The organism is Geodermatophilus sp. YIM 151500 (genome assembly GCF_025716945.1).
GTDB lineage: Bacteria > Actinomycetota > Actinomycetes > Mycobacteriales > Geodermatophilaceae > YIM-151500.
The window spans coordinates 16,370-39,301 of record NZ_JAOVZT010000012.1; the positions used below are offsets into that span (position 1 = coordinate 16,370).

General features: G+C 74.3%; 19 protein-coding genes and 1 pseudogene. 10 read left to right on the forward strand and 10 right to left on the reverse strand.

From position 1 onward, the window contains the following. Positions 1–79: 79 nt before the first annotated feature. Both cutA and OF117_RS17535 read left to right on the forward strand, forming a co-directional pair. A complete protein-coding gene (cutA, locus tag OF117_RS17530) occupies positions 80–2,575 on the forward strand; it encodes an aerobic carbon-monoxide dehydrogenase large subunit (RefSeq protein WP_263554133.1) in 2,496 nt (831 codons plus the stop codon). Further along, positions 2,572–3,252, forward strand: coding sequence for an SRPBCC family protein (locus OF117_RS17535; RefSeq protein ID WP_263554134.1), 681 nt, complete (start codon positions 2,572–2,574; stop codon positions 3,250–3,252). The genes cutA and OF117_RS17535 overlap by 4 nt, the downstream gene beginning before the upstream one ends. Positions 3,253–3,345: 93 nt before the next feature. On the opposite strand, the gene OF117_RS17540 is transcribed toward OF117_RS17535, so the two are convergent. From OF117_RS17540 to OF117_RS17555, 4 genes and pseudogenes are all read right to left on the reverse strand, one after another. Further along, complete coding sequence (locus OF117_RS17540; RefSeq protein WP_263554135.1) at positions 3,346–3,966, reverse strand: dihydrofolate reductase family protein; 621 nt, start codon at positions 3,964–3,966, stop codon at positions 3,346–3,348. An 81-nt stretch (positions 3,967–4,047) separates the two neighbouring features. Beyond that, entirely contained in the window at positions 4,048–4,695 is a 648-nt protein-coding gene (locus OF117_RS17545) for a response regulator transcription factor (RefSeq protein ID WP_263554136.1), read from the reverse strand. Continuing rightward, entirely contained in the window at positions 4,686–6,440 is a 1,755-nt protein-coding gene (locus tag OF117_RS17550) for a sensor histidine kinase (RefSeq protein ID WP_263554137.1), read from the reverse strand. The genes OF117_RS17545 and OF117_RS17550 overlap by 10 nt, the downstream gene beginning before the upstream one ends. A gap of 302 nt (positions 6,441–6,742) precedes the next feature. Next, positions 6,743–7,306 (reverse strand): annotated as a pseudogene (locus OF117_RS17555) (peroxiredoxin family protein); the annotation flags it as partial. A 210-nt stretch (positions 7,307–7,516) separates the two neighbouring features. Between OF117_RS17555 and OF117_RS17560 the strand changes: the two are divergent. Together OF117_RS17560 and OF117_RS17565 are read left to right on the forward strand one after the other, a co-directional pair. Further along, positions 7,517–8,704, forward strand: a complete 1,188-nt coding sequence (locus OF117_RS17560) for an App1 family protein (protein ID WP_263554138.1) — start codon at positions 7,517–7,519, stop codon at positions 8,702–8,704. Positions 8,705–8,732: 28 nt separating this feature from the next. Continuing rightward, the gene (locus OF117_RS17565) at positions 8,733–9,170 is read left to right on the forward strand and encodes a DUF1707 domain-containing protein (protein WP_263554139.1); all 438 of its coding nucleotides are present in this window, start codon (positions 8,733–8,735) and stop codon (positions 9,168–9,170) included. Between the two features lie 140 nt (positions 9,171–9,310). On the opposite strand, the gene OF117_RS17570 is transcribed toward OF117_RS17565, so the two are convergent. The 6 genes from OF117_RS17570 to OF117_RS17595 are packed head-to-tail and all read right to left on the reverse strand — an operon-like array spanning position 9,311 to position 15,085. Then, complete coding sequence (locus tag OF117_RS17570; RefSeq protein WP_263554140.1) at positions 9,311–10,975, reverse strand: tripartite tricarboxylate transporter permease; 1,665 nt, start codon at positions 10,973–10,975, stop codon at positions 9,311–9,313. A 14-nt stretch (positions 10,976–10,989) separates the two neighbouring features. Beyond that, complete coding sequence (locus tag OF117_RS17575) at positions 10,990–11,568, reverse strand: tripartite tricarboxylate transporter TctB family protein (protein WP_263554141.1); 579 nt, start codon at positions 11,566–11,568, stop codon at positions 10,990–10,992. Continuing rightward, positions 11,565–12,569, reverse strand: a complete 1,005-nt coding sequence (locus OF117_RS17580) for a Bug family tripartite tricarboxylate transporter substrate binding protein (protein ID WP_263554142.1) — start codon at positions 12,567–12,569, stop codon at positions 11,565–11,567. The genes OF117_RS17575 and OF117_RS17580 overlap by 4 nt, the downstream gene beginning before the upstream one ends. A gap of 13 nt (positions 12,570–12,582) precedes the next feature. Then, positions 12,583–13,089 (reverse strand): PaaI family thioesterase, encoded by a 507-nt coding sequence (locus OF117_RS17585; RefSeq protein ID WP_263554143.1) that lies wholly within the window; start codon positions 13,087–13,089, stop codon positions 12,583–12,585. Then, entirely contained in the window at positions 13,086–13,868 is a 783-nt protein-coding gene (locus OF117_RS17590) for an enoyl-CoA hydratase-related protein (RefSeq protein ID WP_263554144.1), read from the reverse strand. Before OF117_RS17590 ends, OF117_RS17585 begins: the two co-directional genes overlap by 4 nt. Before the next feature lie 2 nt (positions 13,869–13,870). Further along, positions 13,871–15,085, reverse strand: a complete 1,215-nt coding sequence (locus OF117_RS17595; protein WP_263554145.1) for a CaiB/BaiF CoA transferase family protein — start codon at positions 15,083–15,085, stop codon at positions 13,871–13,873. 84 nt (positions 15,086–15,169) lie between these two features. Here OF117_RS17595 and OF117_RS17600 point away from each other — a divergent pair, with 84 nt between their 5' ends. The 6 genes from OF117_RS17600 to OF117_RS17625 all read left to right on the forward strand — a co-directional run. Beyond that, complete coding sequence (locus OF117_RS17600; RefSeq protein WP_263554146.1) at positions 15,170–16,102, forward strand: IclR family transcriptional regulator; 933 nt, start codon at positions 15,170–15,172, stop codon at positions 16,100–16,102. A 71-nt stretch (positions 16,103–16,173) separates the two neighbouring features. Then, entirely contained in the window at positions 16,174–17,268 is a 1,095-nt protein-coding gene (locus tag OF117_RS17605) for a winged helix DNA-binding domain-containing protein (protein ID WP_263554147.1), read from the forward strand. 392 nt (positions 17,269–17,660) lie between these two features. Beyond that, on the forward strand, positions 17,661–17,906 hold the full coding sequence (locus OF117_RS17610; RefSeq protein ID WP_263554148.1) for a hypothetical protein: 246 nt from the start codon (positions 17,661–17,663) through the stop codon (positions 17,904–17,906). A 108-nt stretch (positions 17,907–18,014) separates the two neighbouring features. Next, positions 18,015–18,638, forward strand: coding sequence for a trimeric intracellular cation channel family protein (locus OF117_RS17615; protein WP_263554149.1), 624 nt, complete (start codon positions 18,015–18,017; stop codon positions 18,636–18,638). Between the two features lie 213 nt (positions 18,639–18,851). After that, positions 18,852–20,819, forward strand: a complete 1,968-nt coding sequence (locus tag OF117_RS17620) for a hydantoinase/oxoprolinase family protein (protein ID WP_263554253.1) — start codon at positions 18,852–18,854, stop codon at positions 20,817–20,819. Further along, positions 20,816–22,932 (forward strand): hydantoinase B/oxoprolinase family protein (locus tag OF117_RS17625; RefSeq protein ID WP_263554150.1); only part of this gene is annotated, 2,117 nt, incomplete at its 3' end. The genes OF117_RS17620 and OF117_RS17625, both read left to right, overlap by 4 nt.

The window sequence follows — 22,932 nt, forward strand, 5'->3', positions numbered from 1 at the left end:
GGGGCATAGGAAGCTATGCCTGCGCTTCCGCCCCCGAGATGCCGGCAAAGCTTCCAATGCCGCGGGGAGGCGGGCGGGCGTGACCACCAAGTTGTTCGGGGAGCCGGTGCGGCGGCGGGAGGACGCCCGGCTGATCACCGGCCGGGGCCGCTACGTCGACGACATCGGCCACACCGCGCTGGCCGCCGCGTTCGTGCGCTCGCCGCACGCGCACGCCCGCATCGTCGACATCGATGTCGACGCCGCCCTCGACGTCGAGGGGCTCGTCGCCATCTACACCTACGAGGACCTCACCGGCCCGCTTGCCGAGCCGCTGCCGGTGCTCATCCCGCACCCGCAGCTGCACGCGCCGCGCACCGGCTACCCGCTGGCGAGCGGCGAGGTGAACCACGTGGGCGAACCGGTGGCGATGGTCGTGGCGACCGACCGGTACGTCGCCGAGGACGCCTGCGACCGGATCGTGGTCACCTACGAGGAGCTGCCGGCCGTCGTCGGGGTGGACGCCGCGCGCGCGGCGAGATCGGCCGTCCACGAGGAGATCCCGGACAACGTCGCCGCCGTCCACCACCAGGAGACCGGGGACGTCGAGGCGGCGCTGGCCACCGCCCCGCGCACGCTCTCCTTCACCCAGTACATCGAGCGCAGCGCCTCCATGCCCCTGGAAGGCAAGGGCGTGCACGCCCGGTGGGACGCCGACGACGGCTCGCTGCGGGTCCACACCAGCACCCAGGCGTCGACGTCGGTGCGGGCAGCCATCGCGGCCAAACTGCAGCTGTCGCTGGACCAGGTCGAGGTCATCGCGCCGGACGTCGGCGGGGGCTTCGGCGTGAAGATCGTGCACCCGTGGCCCGAGGAGCTGCTGGTCCCGATGGCCGCGATCGCGCTGGGTCGCGAGGTGAAGTGGACCGAGGACCGGCGCGAGCACTTCATCGGGTCGGCGCACGAGCGGCAGCAGCGGCAGGAGATCACCGTCGGCTACGACGACGACGGCCGGCTGGTCGCCCTCGACGTCCACATCTGGCACGACAACGGCGCCTACACGCCATACGGGATCATCGTGCCGATCGTGACCGCGACCCAGCTGGTCGGCCCGTACGTGATCCCCACGTACCGGGTGAAGGTCGAGAGCGTCTACACGAACACCGTCATCGTGACGCCGTACCGCGGCGCCGGGCGGCCGCAGGGCTGCTACGCGATGGAGCGGACGATGGACCGCATCGCCGACGTGCTCGGGCTCGACCGCGCCGAGGTCCGGGCGCGGAACCTCATCCGGCCCGACCAGTTCCCCTACGACCACCACCTGACGTTCCAGGACGGCCGGCCGGTCATCTACGACTCGGGCGACTACCCGGGCCTGCTGGACAAGCTGAAGGCGCTCGTCGGCTGGGAGGACGCCGAGGCGATGCGCCGGGACGCCGAGGCCCGCGGCACGCTGCTCGGCGTCGGCATGGCGCTGTACGTGGAGGGCACCGGCCCGGGGCCGTACGAGGGCGGGCACGTGCAGGTGCTCGGCAGCGGCAAGGTGCTGGTGTCGACCGGGCTGACCTCGCAGGGGCAGGGCCACGAGACCGTGCTGGCCCAGATCGTCGCCACCGAGCTCGGCGTGCCGATCGAGGACATCGAGGTGACCACCGGCGACACCCGGCGGTTCGGCTACGCGGTGGGCACCTTCGCCTCGCGGGCGGCGGTGATGAGCGGCAACGCGGTGGCGCTGGCCGCGCGCGGGGTGCGGGAGAAGGCCCTGCGGATCGCCGCCGACGTGCTCGAGGCCGACCCGGGCGACCTGGAGATCGACGAGGGCCTGGTCCAGGTGCGCGGCACCCCGGGCGCCGCCGTCCCGCTGCGCACGGTCGCCGTGCTGTCGAACCCGTTGCGCTACGCCTTCGACGAGGCGGCGAGGCAGGCGACGCAGTTCGCCACGCACGACGACAGCAAGCCGCCGGTCGCCGAGGACGACGAGCCCGGCCTGGAGTTCCGCGACTACTACTCCCCGCTGCGCTCGACGTTCGCCTCCGGCGCGCACGCGGCGGTGGTCGAGATCGACCCGGCGACGTTCGAGATCGACGTCGTGAGGTACGCCGTGGTCCACGACTGCGGCAACGTGGTGAACCCGATGATCGTCGAGGGCCAGGTGCACGGCGGCGTCGCGCAGGGCGTGGGCGGGGCGCTGTACGAGCGGATGGCCTACGACGCCGACGGGCAGCTGCAGAACGCGTCGTTCATGGACTTCCTCATGCCGTACGCCTCCGAGGTGCCCGACGTCGACATCGACCACCAGCAGACGCCGTCGCCGCTCAACCCGCTGGGCATCAAGGGCGCCGGGGAGGCGGGGGTCATCCCCGGCACGGCGGCGATCGCCTCGGCGATCGAGGACGCGACCGGACGGCGGATCACCCGGATGCCGATCGCACCGAGCGAGCTGTTCGACCTGGTGAACGACGAGTCGGCGGAGCGGACGGCCGCCTCGGCGCGCCGCGCGGGGACGGGAACGATGCCGGCGGGAACGATGCCGGCGGGAGTCAGGACGACGGGAGTCAGGACGACGGGAGTCAGGACGACGGGAGGCGGGGCGTGAACCTCGACGGCTCGGCGGTGCTGCACGCGGACCGCGAGCGCGTGTGGTCGGCGCTGACCGATCCGGCCGTGCTGGCCCGGACGATCCCCGGCTGCCGGTCGCTGGAGCAGGTCGGCGAGGACTCGTACCGGCTGGACGTCGCGGCCGGCGTCGGCGCGATCAAGGGCACCTACGCGGGCGAGGTGCACCTGACCGACCAGCAGCGGCCGGCGCGCTACGTCATGCACGCCTCCGGCGCCGGCGCGCCGGGCCAGGTGCGGGCGACGGTCACCGTCGACCTGGCGGACCAGCCCGACGGCCAGGACGGCGCGACGGTGCTGACCTGGTCGGCGGACGCGGTCGTCGGCGGGCCGGTCGCCGGCGTGGGTCAGCGGATGATCACCGGCGTGGCCAAGCGGATGGCCGGCCAGTTCTTCAGCGCGGTCGACGCCGAGCTGACCGGGGCCGCGGCCCCCGCACCCGCGGCCCCGGCCGCGCCGGTCGGGGCCGCACCGGCGGAGGCCGCACCGGCCGTTCCGGCAGCCGCGGCACCGGCGGCTGCCGGTCGCGTCTTCGCCGGCACCGCGGCCGCCCCGGCGCCCGCCGACGCCCGGGCCCTCGCGCTCGGCGCCGCCGGTGGCGCGCTGCTCACCCTGATCGGCGTCGCCGTCGGCTGGCTCCTCGGCCGCCGCCGCTGATCCCGCCGCCCGCGCCGGCCCGCGAACCCGACCCTCCGCAGCGGGAAGCACGCGGAGCACGCCGCGCCGAGCGCGCCGCGCGGCGGCGGTGCCTCACTCGGTGTCCAGGCCCATCGCACCGGTCTCCAGCTCCCCGGCGAACCGGTAGCTGCACATCAGCGCCCCGGTCGACGACGGCGTGCACGACTGCAGGCGCCAGGTGCGCGGAACCGCGCCGTCGCCGAAGAGCCGCTTGCCCGGGCCCACCACGACCGGGAAGACGACCAGCCGCAGCTCGTCGACGAGGTCGGCGGCCAGCAGCGTCTGGACCAGCCCGTGCGACCCGTGCACCTGCAGCTCGCCGCCGTCCGCGGCCTTGAGCGCGCGCACCGCCTCCACGACGTCGCCCTCGACCAGCCGTGCGGTGTCCCAGTCCAGCGAGGTCAGCGTGCGCGAGGCCACGTGCTTGGTCTTCGTCTGCAACCCGACGGTGACCGGGTCGTCGCCGGTCGCGTGCGGCCAGTGGGAGGCGAAGATCTCGTAGGTGCGGCGGCCGAGCAGGAAGTCCTCTGCCGGCCGGAACCACTCGTCCAGCTGCGTCCCGAGGGCGTCGTCGAAGTGCGGCACCAGCCAGCCGCCGTGGGCGAAACCTCCGTCGGTGTCCTCCTGCGGTCCTCCGGGCGCCTGCATGACGCCGTCCAGGGTGACGAACGTGGTGACGACGAGCGGTCGCACGGCTGCCTCCTCGGTGACGGGTCCTGTGCGACGAGACCGCCGGCGGCCGCCGGACTCATCGCTCACCGCAACCAGCGGCGGTCAGGCCGCGCGCAGCCAGGTGAGGACGGCGAGCACCCGCCGGTTGTCGTCGGAGCTCGGCGGCAGTCCCAGCTTGGCGAAGACCGCCGCGATGTGCGTCTCCACGGTCTTCGGGCTCAGGTACAGCTCCCGGCCGATCCTCGCGTTCGACCGCCCCTCGGCCATGAGCTGCAACACCTCGCGCTCCCGGGCGGTCAGCTGGTCGACTGCCGACGTCGTCCGCTGCCGGCGGAGCAGCCGGACCACCAGCTCGGGGTCGACCACCGTCTCCCCGGCGACCACCCGGACCAGGGCGTCGTGCAGCGCCGCGCTGTCCTCCACGCGGTCCTTGAGCAGGTAGCCGACCGACCGCGCACCCGACCGCAGCAGCCGGGCGGCGTAGGCCGACTCGGCGTAGGTCGACAGCACCAGCACGGCGAGCTCGGCGTACCGGGCGCGCAGCCGCTCGGCCACGACCAGCCCCTCGTCGGTGTAGGTCGGCGGCATCCGCAGGTCGAGCACCACCGCGTCGGGCAGGTCGGCCGCCACCGCCGCGAGCAGCTCGTCGCCCGAGCCCGCCAGGGCGGTGACCTCGACCCCGGTCGCGGTGAGCAGGCCGGCCAGCCCGCTGCGGAACAGCGCCGAGTCGTCGGCCAGGGCTACCCGCACGGGATCTCCGCGGTGATCCGGGTGCCCGCACCCGGGGGGCTGGAGATCCGCAGGGCGCCGCCGACGGCGCCGATCCGGTCGACCAGGCCGGTGAGCCCGCTGCCGCCGGCCGGGTCGGCACCGCCGACGCCGTCGTCCGCCACCTCGACGCGCAGCCGGCCGCCGGCCTCGTCGACCAGCACGCGGGCGGAGGTCGCCCCGGCGTGCTTGGCGGCGTTGGTGAGCGCCTCGCAGACGAGGAAGTAGGCCGCGGTCTCGGCGGCGACGCTCCACCGCCGGTCGGGCACGTCGAGGCGCACCGGCAGCGGCAGCCGCTCGGCGACCGACTCCAGCGCCGGGCCGAGCCCCGCCTGCCCGAGCAGCGGCGGGTGCAGGCCGCGCGCGAGGTCGCGCAGCTCCTCGACGGCGCAGCGCAGGTCGGCACGCGCGGCGTCGACCAGCTCCTTCGTGGCCTCGTCGGCGACGGCCGTGCGGACGGCGCCCAGCTGGATGGTCAGCGCCAGCAGCCGCTGCTGGGCCCCGTCGTGCAGGTCGCGCTCCAGCCGCCGGCGCTCGGCCAGCCCCGCCTCGACGATGCGCGCCCGCGACGCCCGCACCTGCTCCAGCTGCGCCCGGATGCCGGCCTGCAGCCGGGCGTTCTCCAGCGCCAGACCCGCCGCGCTCACCGCCGCCTCGACCAGCCGGCCGTGCCGCCGCAGCGACGGATCGGCCAGCACCAGGGCCAGCCGGTCGCCGTCACCGGCCGTCACCGGCACGACGAGCCGGCCGTCGCCGCCGGGCGGCTCGTCGGCGGGCCGCCCGTCCGTGCCGACCCAGGCCCGCTCGTCCGGCACCCAGTAGAGGACCTCCAGCCCCGGGTCTCGGAGCGCGCGGCGGAGCCGCTCGCGCACCTGGTCGAGCGGCGCCACCCCGGACAGGCCGACGACGACGTCGGCGACCGCGCCGCGCTCCAGCCGCCGTCGCAGGGCGGCCGCCGCGAAGGCGAGCGGGATGGCGAGCAGGGCGACCGCGTGCACCAGGCGCAGCGCCGTGACGGACTCTTCCGACCCGGCCAGCGCCCGGCCGATCCGGAAGCTGCCCAGCGCCACCCCGGCGGCGACCGCGCCGACGACGACCGGCACGAGTTCCCCGCGGTCCAGGCCGCGGGCACGGCGCACCTTGCGCGCCAGCAGGACGACGAACGCCGTCCCCAGCAGCACCGCGCCCACCCGGTCGACGGTGGCGAGCACCGCGGCCGACTCCGGGCCGAGCACCGGCGCCGGCCGCCACGGCCGCCCGCCCAGGGCACCCAGCGCCTCGACGCCGCCCGTCAGGGCCGAGCCGACGAAGACGGCCTGCAGCCACACGAAGAGGGTGACGACGAACGCCCGCTGCGCGGCTCCGGGCAGCCGGGCCGCGGGGTAGCGCAGCAGCACCGTGGCCCCGGCGGTGACGTACAGGGCGGGGCAGACCAGGGCGACGACCGACAACAGCGGGCTCTGCCAGGCGTCGAGCCAGACGCCGGACCACGCCACCCCGGTGAGCGCCAGCAGCCGGCCGTTGGCGCGCTGCCCGCGATGCTCGGCCAACAGGGCACCGGTCACCACGAAGGCGACGGTGCCGACCCCGTTGACCAGCGCCAGCGCGGGCGCGGCGGCCCAGACCGGCCACTGCGTGACCACCGCGAGCACGAGACCGGCGAGCAGCGCACCCAGCCGACCCACCGACACCGCCCCGCCGCCGTACCCGCCCCCGCCGCTCGCCACCGCCGCCGGGCCGGCCGCCCGCGACCGAGCCTCGTCGGCAGCAGTGTGACCACGGGGGCGGGGCCGCGGCAAGCACCCGGCGGGGGGACGGCGCGGACCGGGGTTTCCCCCGATCCGCCGGACGCCGCCGCCCGCGACGCTGGGCGCGTCCGGCCGCCCGGCCGGTCCTCCCCGACCGCCGCACCGAGCGGACGCCCGCGGCCCTGAACCCGCCGCGGGTAGCCGGCCCTGACCCCGCCGGCGGGTGCGCGCAGCGTGGTCCCGGCGAACCGACGGCCACGCTGCGCGCACGAGCCGTGCGATCAGCCCGGCGGCGGGTGCTCCGCCCGCCACTCGTCGAACGCGGCGAGGAACGACTCGGCCATGTGCTGCTCGGTCTCCAGCTGCACCCGGTCGCGGTCGTCGACCATCCGCTTCGCCAGCGCCATGGTGTTCATCCGGATCGCCCGGAAGTACGGGATGAACGACGACGGTGTGAACGCCTTCTCCGACGGCCGCGGGGTCACCCCCTCGGGCGTCCAGCCGGTCGGCGCGGGGACGGCGGGCAGGCCGAGGGACTCCAGCGCCGACAGCACCGGCTCGTCGTCCGGGCGGTCGGTGAAGTCGCGCGACAGCTCGCGGAACACCTCCCGCCCGTCCGGCGCCACCGCGATCACGACCGGCGCGAACACCCGGCGGTCGGGGTTCCAGGCGTCCAGCGGCTGCGCGAGGCGCTCGCCGCCGGGGTCGCTCACCCAGCGGAAGGGCAGGAACCACGTGCGGTTCATGGCCACCTGGACCTCCGGCGGGTCCACCGAGGCGAGCAGGACCTCCGCGCCGGCGGCCGACAGACGGGGCAGCGAACGGGCCAGGCGGACCGCCTGGGCGCAGCAGTAGGGCTACCAGTCACCCCGCAGGCCGACGAAGAGCAGGGCGGCGCGCTCGTCCGAGCGCAGGGACAGCAGGTCCGCGGACTCCATCGAGCGAGCCTACGTACGGCCCGACCCCCTCGCCCGACGACGCCGGACGGCCGGGACCCGTGCACCGTGCTCCCCACGGCTCGCCGCGCCCGGCCGGGCGTGCCAGGCTGCGCGGCGATGGGCACCCCGGACGGCACGGCGCGCCAGCGGGCGCAGCGGGCGGTCCGCCGTGCCCTGGGTCGCTCCGTCGTCGCGGTCGAGCGGTGGTGGGACGGGGCGGTCCTGGCCCGCTCGGCCGACCGGCCGCCCGAGCACTTCCGCATCGCGCCCTTCCTCGGGCACGGCGGCCCAGCAGGTGCCGTCGTCCGCGGCCGGGTCCTCGACGACGCCGAGCCGCCCACCGCCGTCCGCGGCGAGGGGACGCGGGCCGCCGTCCGCCGGACCGTCGCCCGCTTCCTCACCCGGGAGCTCCCCGCCGTGCCGCTGCGCGTCCGGCTGGGCGCGGCCGACGTGGAGACCGTCAGCGACGACGAGGGGTACGTCGACCTGCGGCTCGACGCGGGTCTCACGCCGGACGACGGCCCGTGGGCCGAGGGCACGGTGGAGCTGGCCCGGCCGTGGCGGGGGCTGACCGGCGCGCACCCCGCGGTGCTGCGGATCCGGGTGCCCGGCCCCCGCGCGGCGTTCGGCGTGGTCTCCGACGTCGACGACACCGTCCTGCACACCGGCGCGCAGCGGGCGGCCGAGATGGTCTCGCGCACGCTGACCGGGTCGGCCCTGACCCGGACGCCGATGCCGGGTGCGCCCGAGCTGTACCGCGCGCTGGCCGCCGGCCGGTCCGGCGACGAGGACAACCCGGTCTTCTACGTCTCCTCCAGCCCGTGGAACCTGCACGGTTTCCTCACCGCCTTCCTCGAGCACCGCCGCATCCCGATCGGCCCCCTGCTGCTGCGCGACCTGCTCGGCACCGGCGCGCGGCGCACCCACGCCAGCGGCAAGCTGGCGAGCCTCGCCGAGGTGCTCGACCTGCACCCGCACCTGCGCTTCGTGCTGCTCGGCGACTCCGGCCAGCACGACCCGGAGATCTACGCCGAGGCGGTCCGGCGGCATCCGGGCCGGGTCCTGGCCATCTACATCCGGGAGGTGCGCCTGGACCCCGGCGACGGCCGGGTGGAGAAGGTGACCGGCGCCTGGGACGACGACGTCCCGTTCGTGCTCGCCGCCGACTCCACGGCCATCGCGCGGCACGCCGCGGAACTCGGCCTGATCGGCGCCGGTGACGTCGCCGCGGTGGAGCGGGCGGTCGCGGCGGAGCGCGGGGGGCCGCCGACACGGGAGGATCACCCGGACCGGCGGGTTCCGTGATCGTCGTCCGGATGCCACGATCGGCGGCGTGGAGCCGGTCCGCCCCGACGACTACCGGGTGAGCGACGTCGAGCGCGCCGCGGTGCAGGAGAGGCTGCGCCGCGCGGTCGGTGACGGCCAACTCGACCTCGCCGAGTTCGACCAGCGGGTGGCCACGGCGTGGGCGGCCCGGACCCGCGGGGAGCTGACCGCGGTCACCCGCGATCTCCCCGAACCGCCGACCGCGCCGCCGCCTCTCCCGCCGGCGCCGCGCCGCCGGGTGTTCTCCGACGACGCCGGCGGCACCACGCTCAAGGTGCTCTCGATCATCTGGATCTGCGCGCTGGCTATCAATGTGACCGTCTGGATGCTGGTATCGCTCACCAGCGACGGCCCCGTGTACCCGTGGTTCGTCTGGATGGGACCGTCGGGCGCCGTCCTGGCCACCCTGTACGCGATCGGCATAGGCCGCCCGCGCCGGTCCTGACCCGCCGCCGCCCGGCCGCGTCGCCGGTCGTTCCGGGGCGGCGCGGCCGGGCATCCGTCCCGACCGTGCCCGCACGCGCGAACGGGCCCCTCCGCCGGGCGGAGGGGGCCGTTCGCGCGCGATCGCGACGGGCGCCGGCGTCAGCGGCTGGACGACCTCGCCGACGTGTCCGCCGAGGTGTCCGCCGCGGCCCCGGGCGTGCCCGCCGTGGCACCGGCCGCGCCGGTGGCGCCGGCCGTGCCGGTGGTGGCGGTGGTTCCCGACGTCCCGCCGCCCGGGCCGTTCCCGCCCCTACCGGTGAGCCGGCGCACGCCGGCCTTGGCGGCGGGCACCAGCCAGGGCACGGAGATCATGAAGGCCATGATCGCGAGCAGCACCACCGACGTCGTCCGCTCCAGGAAGATGCCGAAGCTGCCGTCGGAGATGAGCAGCGTCTGGCGCAGCGTCTCCTCGCCGAGCGGGCCCAGCACCAACGCGATGACCAGCGCGGCCGGCGACATCCCGTAGCGCCGCATGAAGAACCCGAGGACGCCGCAGGCCAGCATGATGCCGACCTCGATGATGCTGCCGTTGACGGTGAACGTCCCGAGGATGCAGACCACCAGGATCATCGGCGCCAGGAAGCTGAACGGGACCCGCGCGATGCTGGCGAACACCGGGATGAAGAAGATGTTGACGATCAGCAGCATCACGTTGCCCAGGTACATGCTGGCGATCAGGCCCCAGGCGAACTCGGGGTTCTGCTCCATCAGCAGCGGGCCGGGCTGCAGGCCCCACATCAGGAACCCGCCGATGAGCACCGCGGTCGAGGCCGACCCGGGGATGCCCAGGGTGAGCAGCGGCACCAGCGCGCCGGTGGAGGCCGCGTTGTTGGCCGCCTCGGGCCCGGCCAGACCGGGCATCGCGCCCTTGCCGAACTTCTCCGGCGTCTTGGAGAGCGACTTCTCCAGGTTGTAGGACATCAGCGAGGCCACCGTCGCCCCGGCGCCGGGGGCGGTGCCCACGGCGAAGCCCAGCAGCGACCCGCGCAGCATCGAGCCGTTGGACTCCCTGAAGTCCTTCCTGGTGGGCCAGAAACCCTTCGCGCGTGCCTTGACGCTGAAGTAGGCCAGCTTCTCGAGGTGCCCGCCGACCCACAGGGTGTGCAGCACCTCGCCGACACCGAACAGCCCGATGGCGACCGGGATGAAGTCGATGCCGTTGATCAGCTCGGTGGAGCCGAAGGTGTAGCGCTGCTGGCCGCCGCCGATGTCGATGCCGACGGTGGCCAGGCCGAACCCGATCAGCGCCGACACGGCGCCCAGCAGGCGGTTCTTGCCGACGATCACGATGAGCGTCAGCAGGCCGAGGATGACGATGAGGAACAGCTCCGGCGGGCCGAAGCTGGCCGCCACCGACGCCATGGCGGGCGCGGCGATGCTGATCAGGACCGCGCCGAGCGTGCCGGCGATGAACGACGCGACCGCGGCCATCACCAGCGCCGGCCCGGCCCGGCCCTGCTTGGCCAGGGGATAGCCGTCGAAGGTGCTGGCCACCGTGGCCGATTCACCGGGCGTGTTGATCAGCACCGAGGTGATCGTGCCGCCGTACATCGCGCCGTAGTAGACGGCCGCGAGCATGATGATCGCGCCGGTCGGGTCGAGCGAGAAGGTGAGCGGCAGCAGGATCGCCAGCCCGGCGGACGGCCCGAGGCCGGGCATGACGCCGACGACCATGCCGATCATCACGCCCGCGCCGAGCAGCAGGATGTTCTGGACGGTGAGCAGCGCGGCGATGCCCTGACCGAGATCGTTGAAGACGTCCACGACGAGAACTCCAGTCAGAAGCGGGGCAGGATGCCGCCCGGCAGACCCGCGTTCAGGAAGGTCTGGAACAGCAGGTACAGCGCCAGCGGCAGCAGCAGGCTGAGTGCGACGTTGAGCACCGGCCGACGGCGGTTCAGGTAGAACAGCATGACCAGCAGGAACAGCGCGCAGGCGACGATCGCGCCCAGGGTCAGGAACACCGCGAGCAGGCCGAAGCTGGCCGCCACGAGCGCGATGACCGGGATCGGGTGGTGGCCGTGCGCGCCGGAGCCCAGGTCCTCGCCGCCGCCGTCCTCCTCGGTCGCGTCGACGCCGGCCAGCGGGCCGTCGTCGTCCTCCGCGTCCGGCGCCCCGGCGCGCAGGCTCAGGACCAACGTGACCAGGGTGAGCACGATGGCGAGCCCGCCGATGATCCGCGGGAAGAAGCCCGGGCCGATCCGGCCGGCGACGGTCTGCCACTCCAGGTCGAACGCCATCTGCCAGTAGACGGCCTCGATGACGACCAGGACTCCGAGGAACAGGGCCTTGCCGGTGGGGCGGCGCCAGCCGCGCCGCCCCACCGGTGAGACCGTCCCCGCGGGGGCGGAGGTCACAGCGCTCCGGCCTCCGTGAGGATCTCCTCGAACTGGGACTGGGTCTCCTGCAGGTAGGCGGCGAACTCCTCACCCCAGCGGATGTCCTCGGTGAGGTAGTTGCCCTCGATGTACTCCCGCCACTCCGGCGTCTCGACCACTTGGGTCATGGTGTCGATCCACCAGGTCTGCGCCTCCTCGGGCGCGTCCGGCGGCAGGATCATCCCGCGCGGCATCGACGGGATGCCCTCGAAGCCCAGCTCCTGGTCGGTCGGGGTGTCGGGCAGGGCGTCGATCCGCTCGTCGGCGGTGGTCAGCAGCGGGGTGAGCTCACCGGCCTCGACTTGGCCGAGGATCTCGGCCGGGTTGGACACGATGGCGTCGACCGCGCCCGACAGCAGCGAGGTGATCAGCTGGCCCTCCTCGTTGAAGGGCACGTATTCCACCTCGTAGCCGGCCTGGTCGGCCAGCATGGCGCTGACGATGAAGTCGACGTTCACCGTGCCGATGCCACCGACGACCAGGCGCTCGCTCTTGGCGGTCTCGACCCACTGGTCCCAGGTCTTGACCGGGCTGCTGCCCGGCACGAGGAACACCGCGTCGTCGGTGGCCATCAGCCCGACGGGGGTGAAGTCCGAGGGCTGCCAGCCGGTGTCGGCCTGCAGCGGCGTGGTGATGAAGGAGCCCGACGTCGTCGAGATGCCGTAGCCCTCACCGGCCTGGCTGTACAGGTAGCCCCAGCCGGTGGCGCCCGAGCCGCCCTCGCGGTTCTGCACCACGATGTTGCCCGGGTACAGGTCGTTCTTCTCGAGGATGTCGACGATGGTGCGGGCCATGATGTCGTTGCCACCGCCCGGACCGAAGGCGATGGTCCAGTCGAGGTCCTCCGACGCCTCCGGGTAGCCCGCGGCTTCCGAGCCGGAGCCCGAACCGCCCTCGCCGCCGCTGTCGCCGCCGCAGGCGGCCAGGGTGAGGCTCAGAACGGCCGCGGCGCCGGCCGCGATGACCTTGGTGTTGCGCATGGTGCGTGTCCTCCTATCCGGCGGCGGTGCCGGGTCGAGACTGGGACGGGGAAGGCTGGACGGCGTCCAGGCGGTGCCATGTGCCGGTCGCGAAGGCGGCCAGCCGGTGCTGCTCGTCGTACAGGTGCGACTCGAGGTGCACGATCCGCTGCCCGGCACGCAGGATCCGTCCCTGGATCACGCCGGTCCCGGTGAGCGGCCGGAAGAAGCGCAGCTGCATCTCGATGGTGACCGCGGTGGACAGGAACCGGTGGCACAGGTGGCCCATCGAGATGTCCATCGCGGTCGTGATGACCCCACCGTGCACCGTCCCCTGCGGATTGCAGAGGAACGGCGCGTACGGCAGGACCACCGAGCAGGTCTGTGCCTGGTCGTCGTAGCTGATGTCCAGGGACAGGAAGCGGGAGAGGAAGAAGTTCCCGAAGCGGTGCTCCGGGTCGTCCGCCGCGGCCCGCGCCCGCTCGACCGGGTCGGCGAGCCCCAGGGGGGCCGCCGGCCCGGTCGGGGTCGGGTCGCTCACCGCCACGAGAACCGGGGGGCGCGCTTCTCGAGGAAGGCGCGGACGCCCTCGGCGTAGTCCTCGGTGTCGAACGAGGAGTTCCGGATGCCGGTGGTCTCCTCGTCGTCGGCCACCTGGCCGCGCACCACGCGGTTGACCATGGCCTTGCCCGAGCGGACGGCGAACTGCGCGCGCGTGGTGATCACCTCGGCGAAGGCGTAGGTGGCGCTCTCCAGCTCCTCGGTGGGGTGGATCTCGTCGAACAGGCCCAGCTGAAGCGCCCGCTCGGCCTCGATCTGCTGGCCGGACATGAGGATCCACTTGGCCCGGGAGGGGCCGGCCAGGTCGACGACCCGCTTGGTGGACTCGAGGCTGTAGACCAGGCCCAGCTTGGACGGCGTGATCGCGAAGCGGGCCCGCGGGTCGGCGAAGCGCAGGTCGCAGGCCAGCGCCAGACCCGCGCCGCCACCGATGCAGTATCCGTGGATCATCGCGATCGTCGGCTTGGCCATGCCCTCGAGGGCCCGCTCGGCCGCCGCGACGTGCTCGTTGTAGTTGCGCGCCGCCGTCGCGTTGCCGCGCTCCTGCTCGAACTCGCTGATGTCCGCGCCGGAGGCGAAGGCCTTCTGCCCGGCACCGCGGACGACGACGACCTTGACCTGCGGGTCGCCGTCGAGGTCGGCGACCAGGCCGGGCAGGTCGCGGTACATGTCGATGCTGATCGCGTTGTGGCTCTTCGGCTTGTTGAGCACCAGGGTGGCGATGTCGCCCTGACGCTCGACGAGGAGGTGGTCGGACACGGTCAGCGCTCCTGCAGCTCGGGGTGGGCGTCGTAGAGGACGCCCTCGGTGAACAGGGACTTGAGCTCGACGTCGTCCACGCCGACCTCGCCCAGGACCTCGGCGGTGTGCTGGCCGAGCCAGGGCGCGGGACCGCGGACGGCGAAGTCCAGCCCGGAGAACTTGGTCGGCGGGCCGATGGTCTTCATCGGGCCGATGACCGGGTGCTGCAGCTCCTGCACCATGCCGCGGGACAACACGTGCTCGTCGCGGAGCGCCTCGTCGTAGGTGAGCACCGGCCCGCCCACGACGCCGGCCCGGTCCAGCCGCGCGATCCACTCCTCGGTGGTGCCCGTCGTGGTGATGGCCTCGATCTCGCGCTCGAGCTCGTCGATGTTCTTCATGCGGTCCGGCAGCGTCGCGAACCGCGGGTCGTCGGCCCACTCGGGCCTGTCGAGGACGTCGTTGATCAGCCGCAACCACAGCCGGTCGTTGTTCGCGCCGATGACCACGTAGCCGTCGGAGGTCCGGTAGGCCTGGTACGGCGTCGACCGGCGGTGCCGGGTGCCGGTCGGCTGCGGGACCTCACCGTCGGCGAAGTAGGCCCCGGACTCCCACACCGTCCACGCCAGGCCCGCGTCGACGAGGGAGATGTCGATGTACTGACCCTCGCCGGTGGCCCGGCGGTGCATCTCGGCGGCCATGATCGAGTAGACGGCGGTGACGCCGGCCGCGATGTCGTTGATGGCGATGCCGATCTTGACCGGCTTGCCGCCGGGCTCGCCGGTCATGCGCAGGAAGCCGACGACACCCTGGGCCATGATGTCGAAGCCCGGCCGGTCGCGGTACGGGCCGGTCTGCCCGAAGCCGCTGATCGAGCAGTAGAGGATGTCGGGCTTGATCGCCTTCAGCGACTCGTGGTCGATGCCCAGCCGCTTCACCACGCCCGGCCGGAAGTTCTCGATCACCAGGTCGGCGGTCTTGGCCAGCTCGAGGAACAGCTCGCGGCCGCGCTCGGTCTTGAGGTCCAGCGAGACGCTGCGCTTGCTCCGGTTCGGCATCGCGAACGGGTAGCTCTCGTTGTTGATCTTGGGCGCCATGCGGCGGGAGTCGTCACCCGTCTCGGGCTGCTCGATCTTGATGACATCGGCGCCGAACTCGGCCAGCACCATCGTGCAGTAGGGCCCGGAGAGGAAGCGGGTCAGGTCGAGGACCCGGAAGCCGTCGAGTGGGCGCATCGTGACCTTTCCGAATGATGGGATACCATCCCGTGTCGCGGAACACAGTACGAGTGATGTCGCTTACGGGTCAAGGGGTCGGGCATGCTGCCGTCCGTGGAGCCGAGTCGCACCAACCGTGCCGGGGACGCCGGGGGACCCCCGCCGTCCGGCGCTCCGGAGGGGCTGCGCGGCGGGCCGCGCCGCTCCGGGCCGGTGGCCGGCGACGGGGCACCTGGCCGCAGCGCGGTGCAGTCCATCGACCGGGCGGTGACGATCCTGCGCTGCTTCGACGCCCGCCGGCCCACGCTCGGCATCAGCGACATCGCCCGAGCCACCGGGCTGTCGACCACGACGACCCACCGCATCCTGGCCGCCATGCAGGCCAACCACCTGGTGCGCCAGACCAGCGACCGCCGCTACGGGCTGGGCCCGCTGCTGGTGCAGCTGGCCCACAGCGGGGCGCTGCCCACGACGCTGCGCGACGCGGCGATGCCCCTCATGACGCAGCTGCGCGACGAGGTCGACGAGACGGTGGGCCTGCACGAGCTGCTGCCCAGCGGCGAGCGCGTCGTCGTCGACCAGGTGGAGAGCCACCAGGAGGTGCGCCGCACCTACACCGACATCGGGGTGCCCATCCCGCTGCCGCACGGTGCGCCGGGCAAGGCCATCCTCAGCACCCTGCCGCCCGCGGAGCAGGACTACTGGCTGTCGCGGCCGATCCGCTCGATCACCGCGCGCACGATCACCGACCCCGAGGCGCTGCGCGCCGACCTCGCCGCCACGCGCGAGCGCGGCTGGGCGGACTCGCGCTCCGAGCGCACCTCGGGCATCCGGGCGGTGGCCGCGCCGATCTTCGACCACACCGGGAAGCCGGTCGGCGCGCTGGGTCTCTCGGTGCCCGAGTTCCGCATGGACGACGACCGGGCCCGGCACCTCGGCGAGCGCGCGCGGCAGACCGCCTGGCTGGTGTCGGAGACGCTCGGCGCCACCGCCGAGGCGGTCGCCGAGACGCTGCGCCGGGCCGGAGGGGCCTGAGCCGCGCACCGGCACCCCCGGCCGGGCGACGAGCCCCGGCGCGGTGTCCGGCCCGGCACTAGCGTGCCGTCGTGGCGCGCACCGTGAGCCGGCGGCAGGCACTCGGGTTCCGGGTCCGGGCCCAGCAGCTGGAACGGACGGCGGGCTCGCTCACCGACACCGCCGTCCTCGACCTCGGCGTCCAGGACACCGGACCGGACGGCGGGCCGTGGGCGCTGGCGCTGCGGGGCGTGGACGCCGGCCCCGACGACGAGCTGGCGCTGGCCTGGACCCTCCGCGGCGCGCCGCACCTCTACCGCCGCGCGGACCTCCCGGCCGTCGCTGCCGCCACCGCCCCGTTCTCCGACGCCGACGCCGGCAAGCGCATCTTCGACGCGGCGAGACCGCTCGCGGCCGCCGGCATCGGCAACTTGGCGGCGCTGGACGCCGTCGCCGCGGCGATGCGCGCGGTCGTCGCCGCGCCGATGGTCAAGGGGGAGGTGTCGGCCCGGCTGACCGCCGCGCTGGACGAGCCGTTCCTGCGGTACTGCCGCCCGTGCGCCGCCATCCACCCCTACGAGATGCCGTTCCGCCTCGCGGCGTTGCGGGCCGGCCTGGAGCTGGAGCCGGGCACGTCGCCGCCGGTGCTGCGCCCGGTGCCCGGCTTCGCCCCGGCCCGGGAGGTGCCGCCGCGGCTCGACGTGGTGCGCGGCTACCTGCGCCTGCTGGGCCCCGCGCGGCCGGTCGACGTGGCCGGCTTCCTCGACGCGCCGGTGCGCGAGGTCCGCGCGCGCTGGCCGGCGGACGCCGTCGAGGTCCGGGTGGACGGCGAGCCGCGGTGGGTGCTGGCCGCCGACGCGGACGTCCTGGCGGCGGACCCGCCCGACGTCGTCCGCCTGCTCGGGCCCTACGACCTGTTCCTGCAGGCCCGCGACCGGTCGCTGCTGGTGGCCGACGCGGCGGCGGCGAAGACGCTGTGGCCGGTCCTCGGCCGGCCGGGAGGGGTGCTGCTCGGCGGGGAGGTCGCCGGGACGTGGCGGGCCCGCAAGGAGGGGCGGGCCGTACGGGTCTCCGTGCAGCTGTGGATGCCGCCGGCCGCGCCGGCGCGGGCGGCGCTGGCCGAGCAGGCCGAGCGGCTGGCCGCCCACCGCGGGCTGGCCCTCGCCGGGCTCGACGTCGCCGGCTGAGGACGTCGCCGGCCGAGGACGTCGCCCGGAGGGGCAGGGGCGCGCCCACGGGCGCCACGGCCATTCCGCCGCGGGGCGCCGAGCCACCCCGCCCCCATTCGACGACCGCCGGCGCAGAGTGCCGCGAACCATTGTCGACCATTGCGTCGCGCCATTCCCTCGGTAGCGTCGACTCCAGTCCGCCGACATTCGACGACGCCGTGGTCTGCGCCATACGCGCAGGTTGGAGCCGTGGCGGCCATCACAATGGCGGGCGTCCCGTGGCGCAGCTCACGGCCGGGAAGGCTGGGAAGTGCCGACTGTCACAGCGCCGGCCGGAAAGTTTCGCGCGCAACTGCCGTTAACGTGGACGTACACCTCGAAATGAAATTGCAGATGAGAGAGGCACGAGCGTGACCACGTCCGTAGCGCAGCGAGTTCTCCCCACGACCGCCCGCCCGCAGGCGCCGCGCCTGCACTTCCTCCCCCGCTTCTTCCGTTCGGTCGCGGTCGCCGGTTCCGCCGTCGCCCGGGCCAACCGTTTCGCGCAGGCCTACGAGTCGGCCGCCGGTCCCACCGCCAGGCAGCGCGTGGCCGCGGGTTTCCTCGCCGAGCTGAACCGCGGCGCCGGCAGCATCGCGGGCAGCCGCACGGTCTGAGCACCACCGCACCGCCACCCCGAGGCTCCGGCGCCGCTGCCGGGGCCTCGTCGTGTTCCCGGGCCCGTGGGGCCCAGCGGATCCGGCCGGACCCGGTAGAACGGCTCCGTGAGCCCCGGACCCGCGCTGCTGCTGGTGCTCGACCTCCTGGGCACGTTCGCCTTCGCGCTGAACGGCGCGCTCACCGCCGTCCGGACCGCACGCCTCGACATCGTCGGCGTGGTCGCGCTCGCCATGACCACCGCGCTCGGCGGTGGCGTCGTCCGCGACGTCCTGTTGGGCGACCTGCCGCCCGCGACCTTCGGCGACTGGCGCTACCTCGCGGTGGCCGCCGGTGGCGGGCTGCTCGCCTTCGCCTTCGGCCGGCCGCTGGGGCGGCTGCTCGGCCCGGTCACCGTGCTCGACGCGGCCGGGCTGGCCCTGTTCGCCGTCACGGGCGCCAGCAAGGCCCTGGCCTTCGGCCTCGGCCCGGCGCAGGCGGTCATCCTCGGCACGCTCACCGGCGTCGGCGGCGGCACGCTGCGCGACGTCCTCCTGCGGCAGGTGCCCACCGTCCTGGTCAGCGAGCTGTACGCGATCCCGGCCATGCTCGCCGCCACGGTCACCGTGGTCGCCGTCCTGACCGGCACCTACGGCCTGCCCGCCGCCCTCGCTGCCGCGGCCCTGTGCTTCACCCTCCGCCTCGTCGGGGTCCGCTTCGGTCTGAACGCCCCCCGCCGCGGTCCCCGCTGACCCGCGTCCCGCCCCGGCACGGCACCGCCCGCGCGGCTTCCCGCCCGGATATCTCAGCGCTAAGGTTCCAACGCATGGGCGAGGGGCGACGGGTCCGCATCGGCATCGACACCGGCGGCACCTTCACCGACGTCGTGGCCGTCGACGAGGACACACGGCGCGATCACCACCACGAAGACGCCGTCCACCCCCGCCGACCCGGCCGACGGCTTCCTGACCGGCGTGCACAAGGTGCTCGGCCTGATGGGCCTGTCCGGCGACGAGGTCACCGCGGTCAGCCACGGGACGACGGTGGCCACCAACCAGCTGCTCGAGGGGAAGCTCGACCGCATCGGCTTCATCACCACCGAGGGCTACGAGTCGGTGCTCGAGATCGCCCGGCAGTCCGTGCCCGACGGCTACGGCAACAGCTACTTCTGGGTCAAACCGCCGCGCATCGTGCCCGCGGACCTGGTGCGCACCGTGCGCGGCCGGCTCGACCCCACCGGGACGGAGGTCCGTCCGTTCGACGAGGACGACGCCGTCGCCGCGGCCCGGTTCTTCCGCGACGCCGGCATCCGGACCGTCGGGATCTGCTTCCTGCACTCCTACGCCGACGACGCGCACGAGCGCCGGATGCTGGACGTCCTCCGGCGCGAGCACCCCGGCTGCGTGGTCAGCCTGTCGTCGGAGGTGCTGCGCGAGTACCGCGAGTACGAGCGGTCGGTGACCACACTGGTCGACGCCGCGGTCAAGCCCCGGGTGGGCACCTACGTGTCGGGCATCCGCCGGCGGCTCGACGACCTCGCGCCGGGCGTGCCGTTCTACGTGATGAAGAGCAACGGCGGGGTGCTCAGCGCCGAGGAGGTCGCGCACCAACCGATCACCACCATGCTGTCCGGCCCGGCCGCGGGGGCGCTCGGCGCCGCCCTGGTCGCGGGCACCGCGGGCTTCGACCGGGTGCTCACCTGCGACGGCGGCGGCACGTCCACCGACGTGACCGTGGTGGTCGACGGCGAGCCCACGCTGACGACGGAGGGCTCGGTCGGCGACTTCCCGTCGAAGATCCCGATGATCGACGTGGTCACCGTCGGCGCGGGCGGTGGCTCGATCGCCTGGCTCTCGCCCGAGGGCACGCTCAAGGTGGGGCCGCGGTCGGCCGGCGCCGACCCGGGCCCGATGTGCTATCCGCACGGCGGCGAGGAGCCGACCGTCACCGACGCCCACGTGGTGCTCGGCCGCATCCCGCCGCACCTGCTCGGTGGGGAGATCCCGCTGTCGGTCGACGCCGCCCGGGCCGGGCTCGAGCGGCTCGGCGCGACGCTCGACCTGTCGCTGGAGCGCACCGCCACCGGCATCCTGGAGATCTCGGCGTGGAACCAGGCGAACGCGCTGCGCCAGGTCACAGTCGCCCGCGGCCTCGACGTCCGCGACTTCACGCTGACCACCTTCGGCGGCTCCGGGTCGCTGCTGGCCTGCCGGCTGATGGACGTCCTCGGCCTGCCCCGCACCCTCGTGCCGCCGAACCCGGGCAACCTCAGCGCGTTCGGGCTGCTGACCGTCGACGTCCGCAACGACCACGTCCAGACGGCGATCAGCCGGCACGCCGACCTCGACCTCGACCGGGTGCGGGCGCGCTACGCCGACCTGGAGGCCGCGGCGCGCGCGGCGCTCGACGGCGAGGGGTTCCCGCCCGACCGGCAGCGGGTGCAGCGGACGGCCGACCTGCGCTACGTCGGCCAGGCCTTCGAGGTGCGGGTGCCGGTGCCCGACGGCGTGCTCGACGCGGCGGCGGCCGACGACGTCGCCCGCGCGTTCCACGCGGCTCACCGGCAGCTCTACGGCTACGACTTCGCCGACGACCCGCGCCAGGCCGTCGAGTGGGTGAACCTGCGGGTCAGCGGCATCGGGCCGATCCGCCGTCCGGACCTGGTGGAGCTGGCACCGACGGACGGGAGTCCGGACCGGTCCGTCACCGGCACCCGCCGCGTGTTCTTCGACGCTGTGCACCCGTCGCCGTCCTCCGGCGGCGACTGGCTGGACACCCCGATCCACCGGCGGACGGACCTGGCTGCGGGCGACGTCGTCCGCGGCCCGGCGGTCATCGAGGAGTTCGGCTCCACCGTTCCGGTGCACCCCGGCTTCGCCGCGACCGTCGACCGGTTCGGCAACCTGCTGCTCACGAAGGAGACCACCCGATGAGCGCCGGTGATGGCCATGTCCGCCGCGACGCGGCCACGCTGACCGGCGGCACGGTGGACGCCGACCCGGTGCTCGTGGAGATCGTGGCCGGCACGCTCGCCGCGATCGAGAAGGAGGTCGAGACCTCCATCGGGCGGACGTCGCGGTCGCCGATGATCCGCGACGCGCACGACTTCCGCGCCGGCATCCACGACCGGCTGCTGCGCAAGCTGACCGGCCGCTCGTACTCGGCGCTGGTGCACCCGGTGGTCCGCGACCACCCGATCGACACGATGCGGCCCGGCGACGTCTTCTTCCACAACGACGTGTACCTCTCCGAGGGCGGCATCGGGCACCTGCCGGACCTGTGCGTCACGGTGCCGGTGTTCGCGCACGATCCGGACGGCCCCGCCGGCCGGGGCGAGCGCGTGGTCGCCTTCGTCCAGGCCTTCGGCCACCACGACGACATCGGCGGCGCGGTGCCGGGCTCCATGCCGTCGGCGGCGACCAGCGTCTACGAGGAGGGCCTGATGGTCCCGCCGATCCGGCTGTGGGACCGAGGCGTGCCCAACGAGGCCGCGCTGACGATCCTGACCCGCAACTCGCGGATGCCCGACTCGCTGGCCGCCGACCTCGACGCGGAGTGCTCGGCCTGCCTGGCCGGGGCGCGGCGGCTCGGCGAGCTGTTCGACCGCTACGGCGTCGAGGCCGTCGAGGCGTGCTTCGACGCGATCCTGGCGAACTCCACCGAGGTGTACCGGCGGGAGATCCTGTCGCAGATCCCCGACGGCACCTACATCTGGGAGGACTACGCCGAGCACGACGGCGTCGAGCCCCCGAAGCTGCACCGCCAGCGGATCACGCTCACCATGGACTCGACCGCCGACGTCCCGCTGGTCGTCGACTTCACCGGCACCGGGCCGCAGGCGAAGGGCCCGATCAACCACTGCGGCGACTACGCCGACGGCAACTTCCTCAAGAAGTGGCTGGCGCCGATCCTGCGCAACCTCGCCGCCACCCCTGAGCGGATGGCCGAGCTCGACGTCAACGAGGGCGTCGTCCCGCTGATCGAGATGCGCTTCCCGGAGAAGGGCACTCTGCTCACCCCGGTCTTCCCGGCGCCGACCAACGCCCGCACCTTCGTCATCCTGCGGCTGCTCGGCGTGCTGGCGGGGGTGCTGGCCAAGGCGACCGGCGGGCGGATGCCCGCGGACCAGGAGACCATCCGCTACACCGGCGTGTACGGCACCGACGCCGACGGCGAGCCGTACCTGATGCGCGAGGTGCTCGGCGGCGGCTCCGGCGGGCGGTACTACGCCGACGGCGAGGACACCATCCACGTCGTCCCCGACTCGCGGAACCTGCCCACCGAGTTCACCGAGTCGCGGTTCCCGCTGCGGATCGAGCGGCTGGGGCTCGCCGTGGACTCGGGCGGCCCGGGCCGCTACCGCGGCGGCTGCGGCTACGAGAAGCACATCCGGGTGCTGCGCGACGCGCACTTCATGTCGATCGCCGACCGCTCGATCCTGTCCTGCTGGGGCGTCAACGGCGGCCGGGCGGGCCGGCCGTTCCGGATCACCGTCGACCCGGGCGGCGCCGGCGAGCACGACGTCGATGCGCTGGCCGACGCCGAGCCGCTGCCCGCCGGCACCGTCGTGCGCATCCGGACCACGGGCGGCGGCGGCTGGGGCGACCCGCTCGACCGCCCGGTCGGGGAGGTGCTGCGCGACATCGCCTGGCGCAAGGTCTCGGTGCGCGGCGCGCGGGAGGACTACGGCGTCGTGGTGTCGGACGACGGCACGACCGCCGACGAGGCCGCGACGGCGGAGCTGCGGGCGGCGATGCGGGCCGCCCGCAGCGGCGACGAGCCGTTCTTCGACCGGGGCCCCGGCTACGCGGTCCTCTCCGGCGGGTCGACGCACAACGAGTTCGACGTCCTGGGACGGCACGACGCGGTCGGGAAGTCGTCGGACCGGTGGGGTGGCAGGCTCGGCGGCATGGGTGAACTCGCTGAGCGGTCCGACGACCCGATCCTCCACCCGGGACCGCGCGACGAGGGCGGCCAGGGCGGCATGGCCACCCGGGAGCAGGCCACCCGGGAGCAGGCCACCCGGGAGCAGGCCACCCGGGAGCA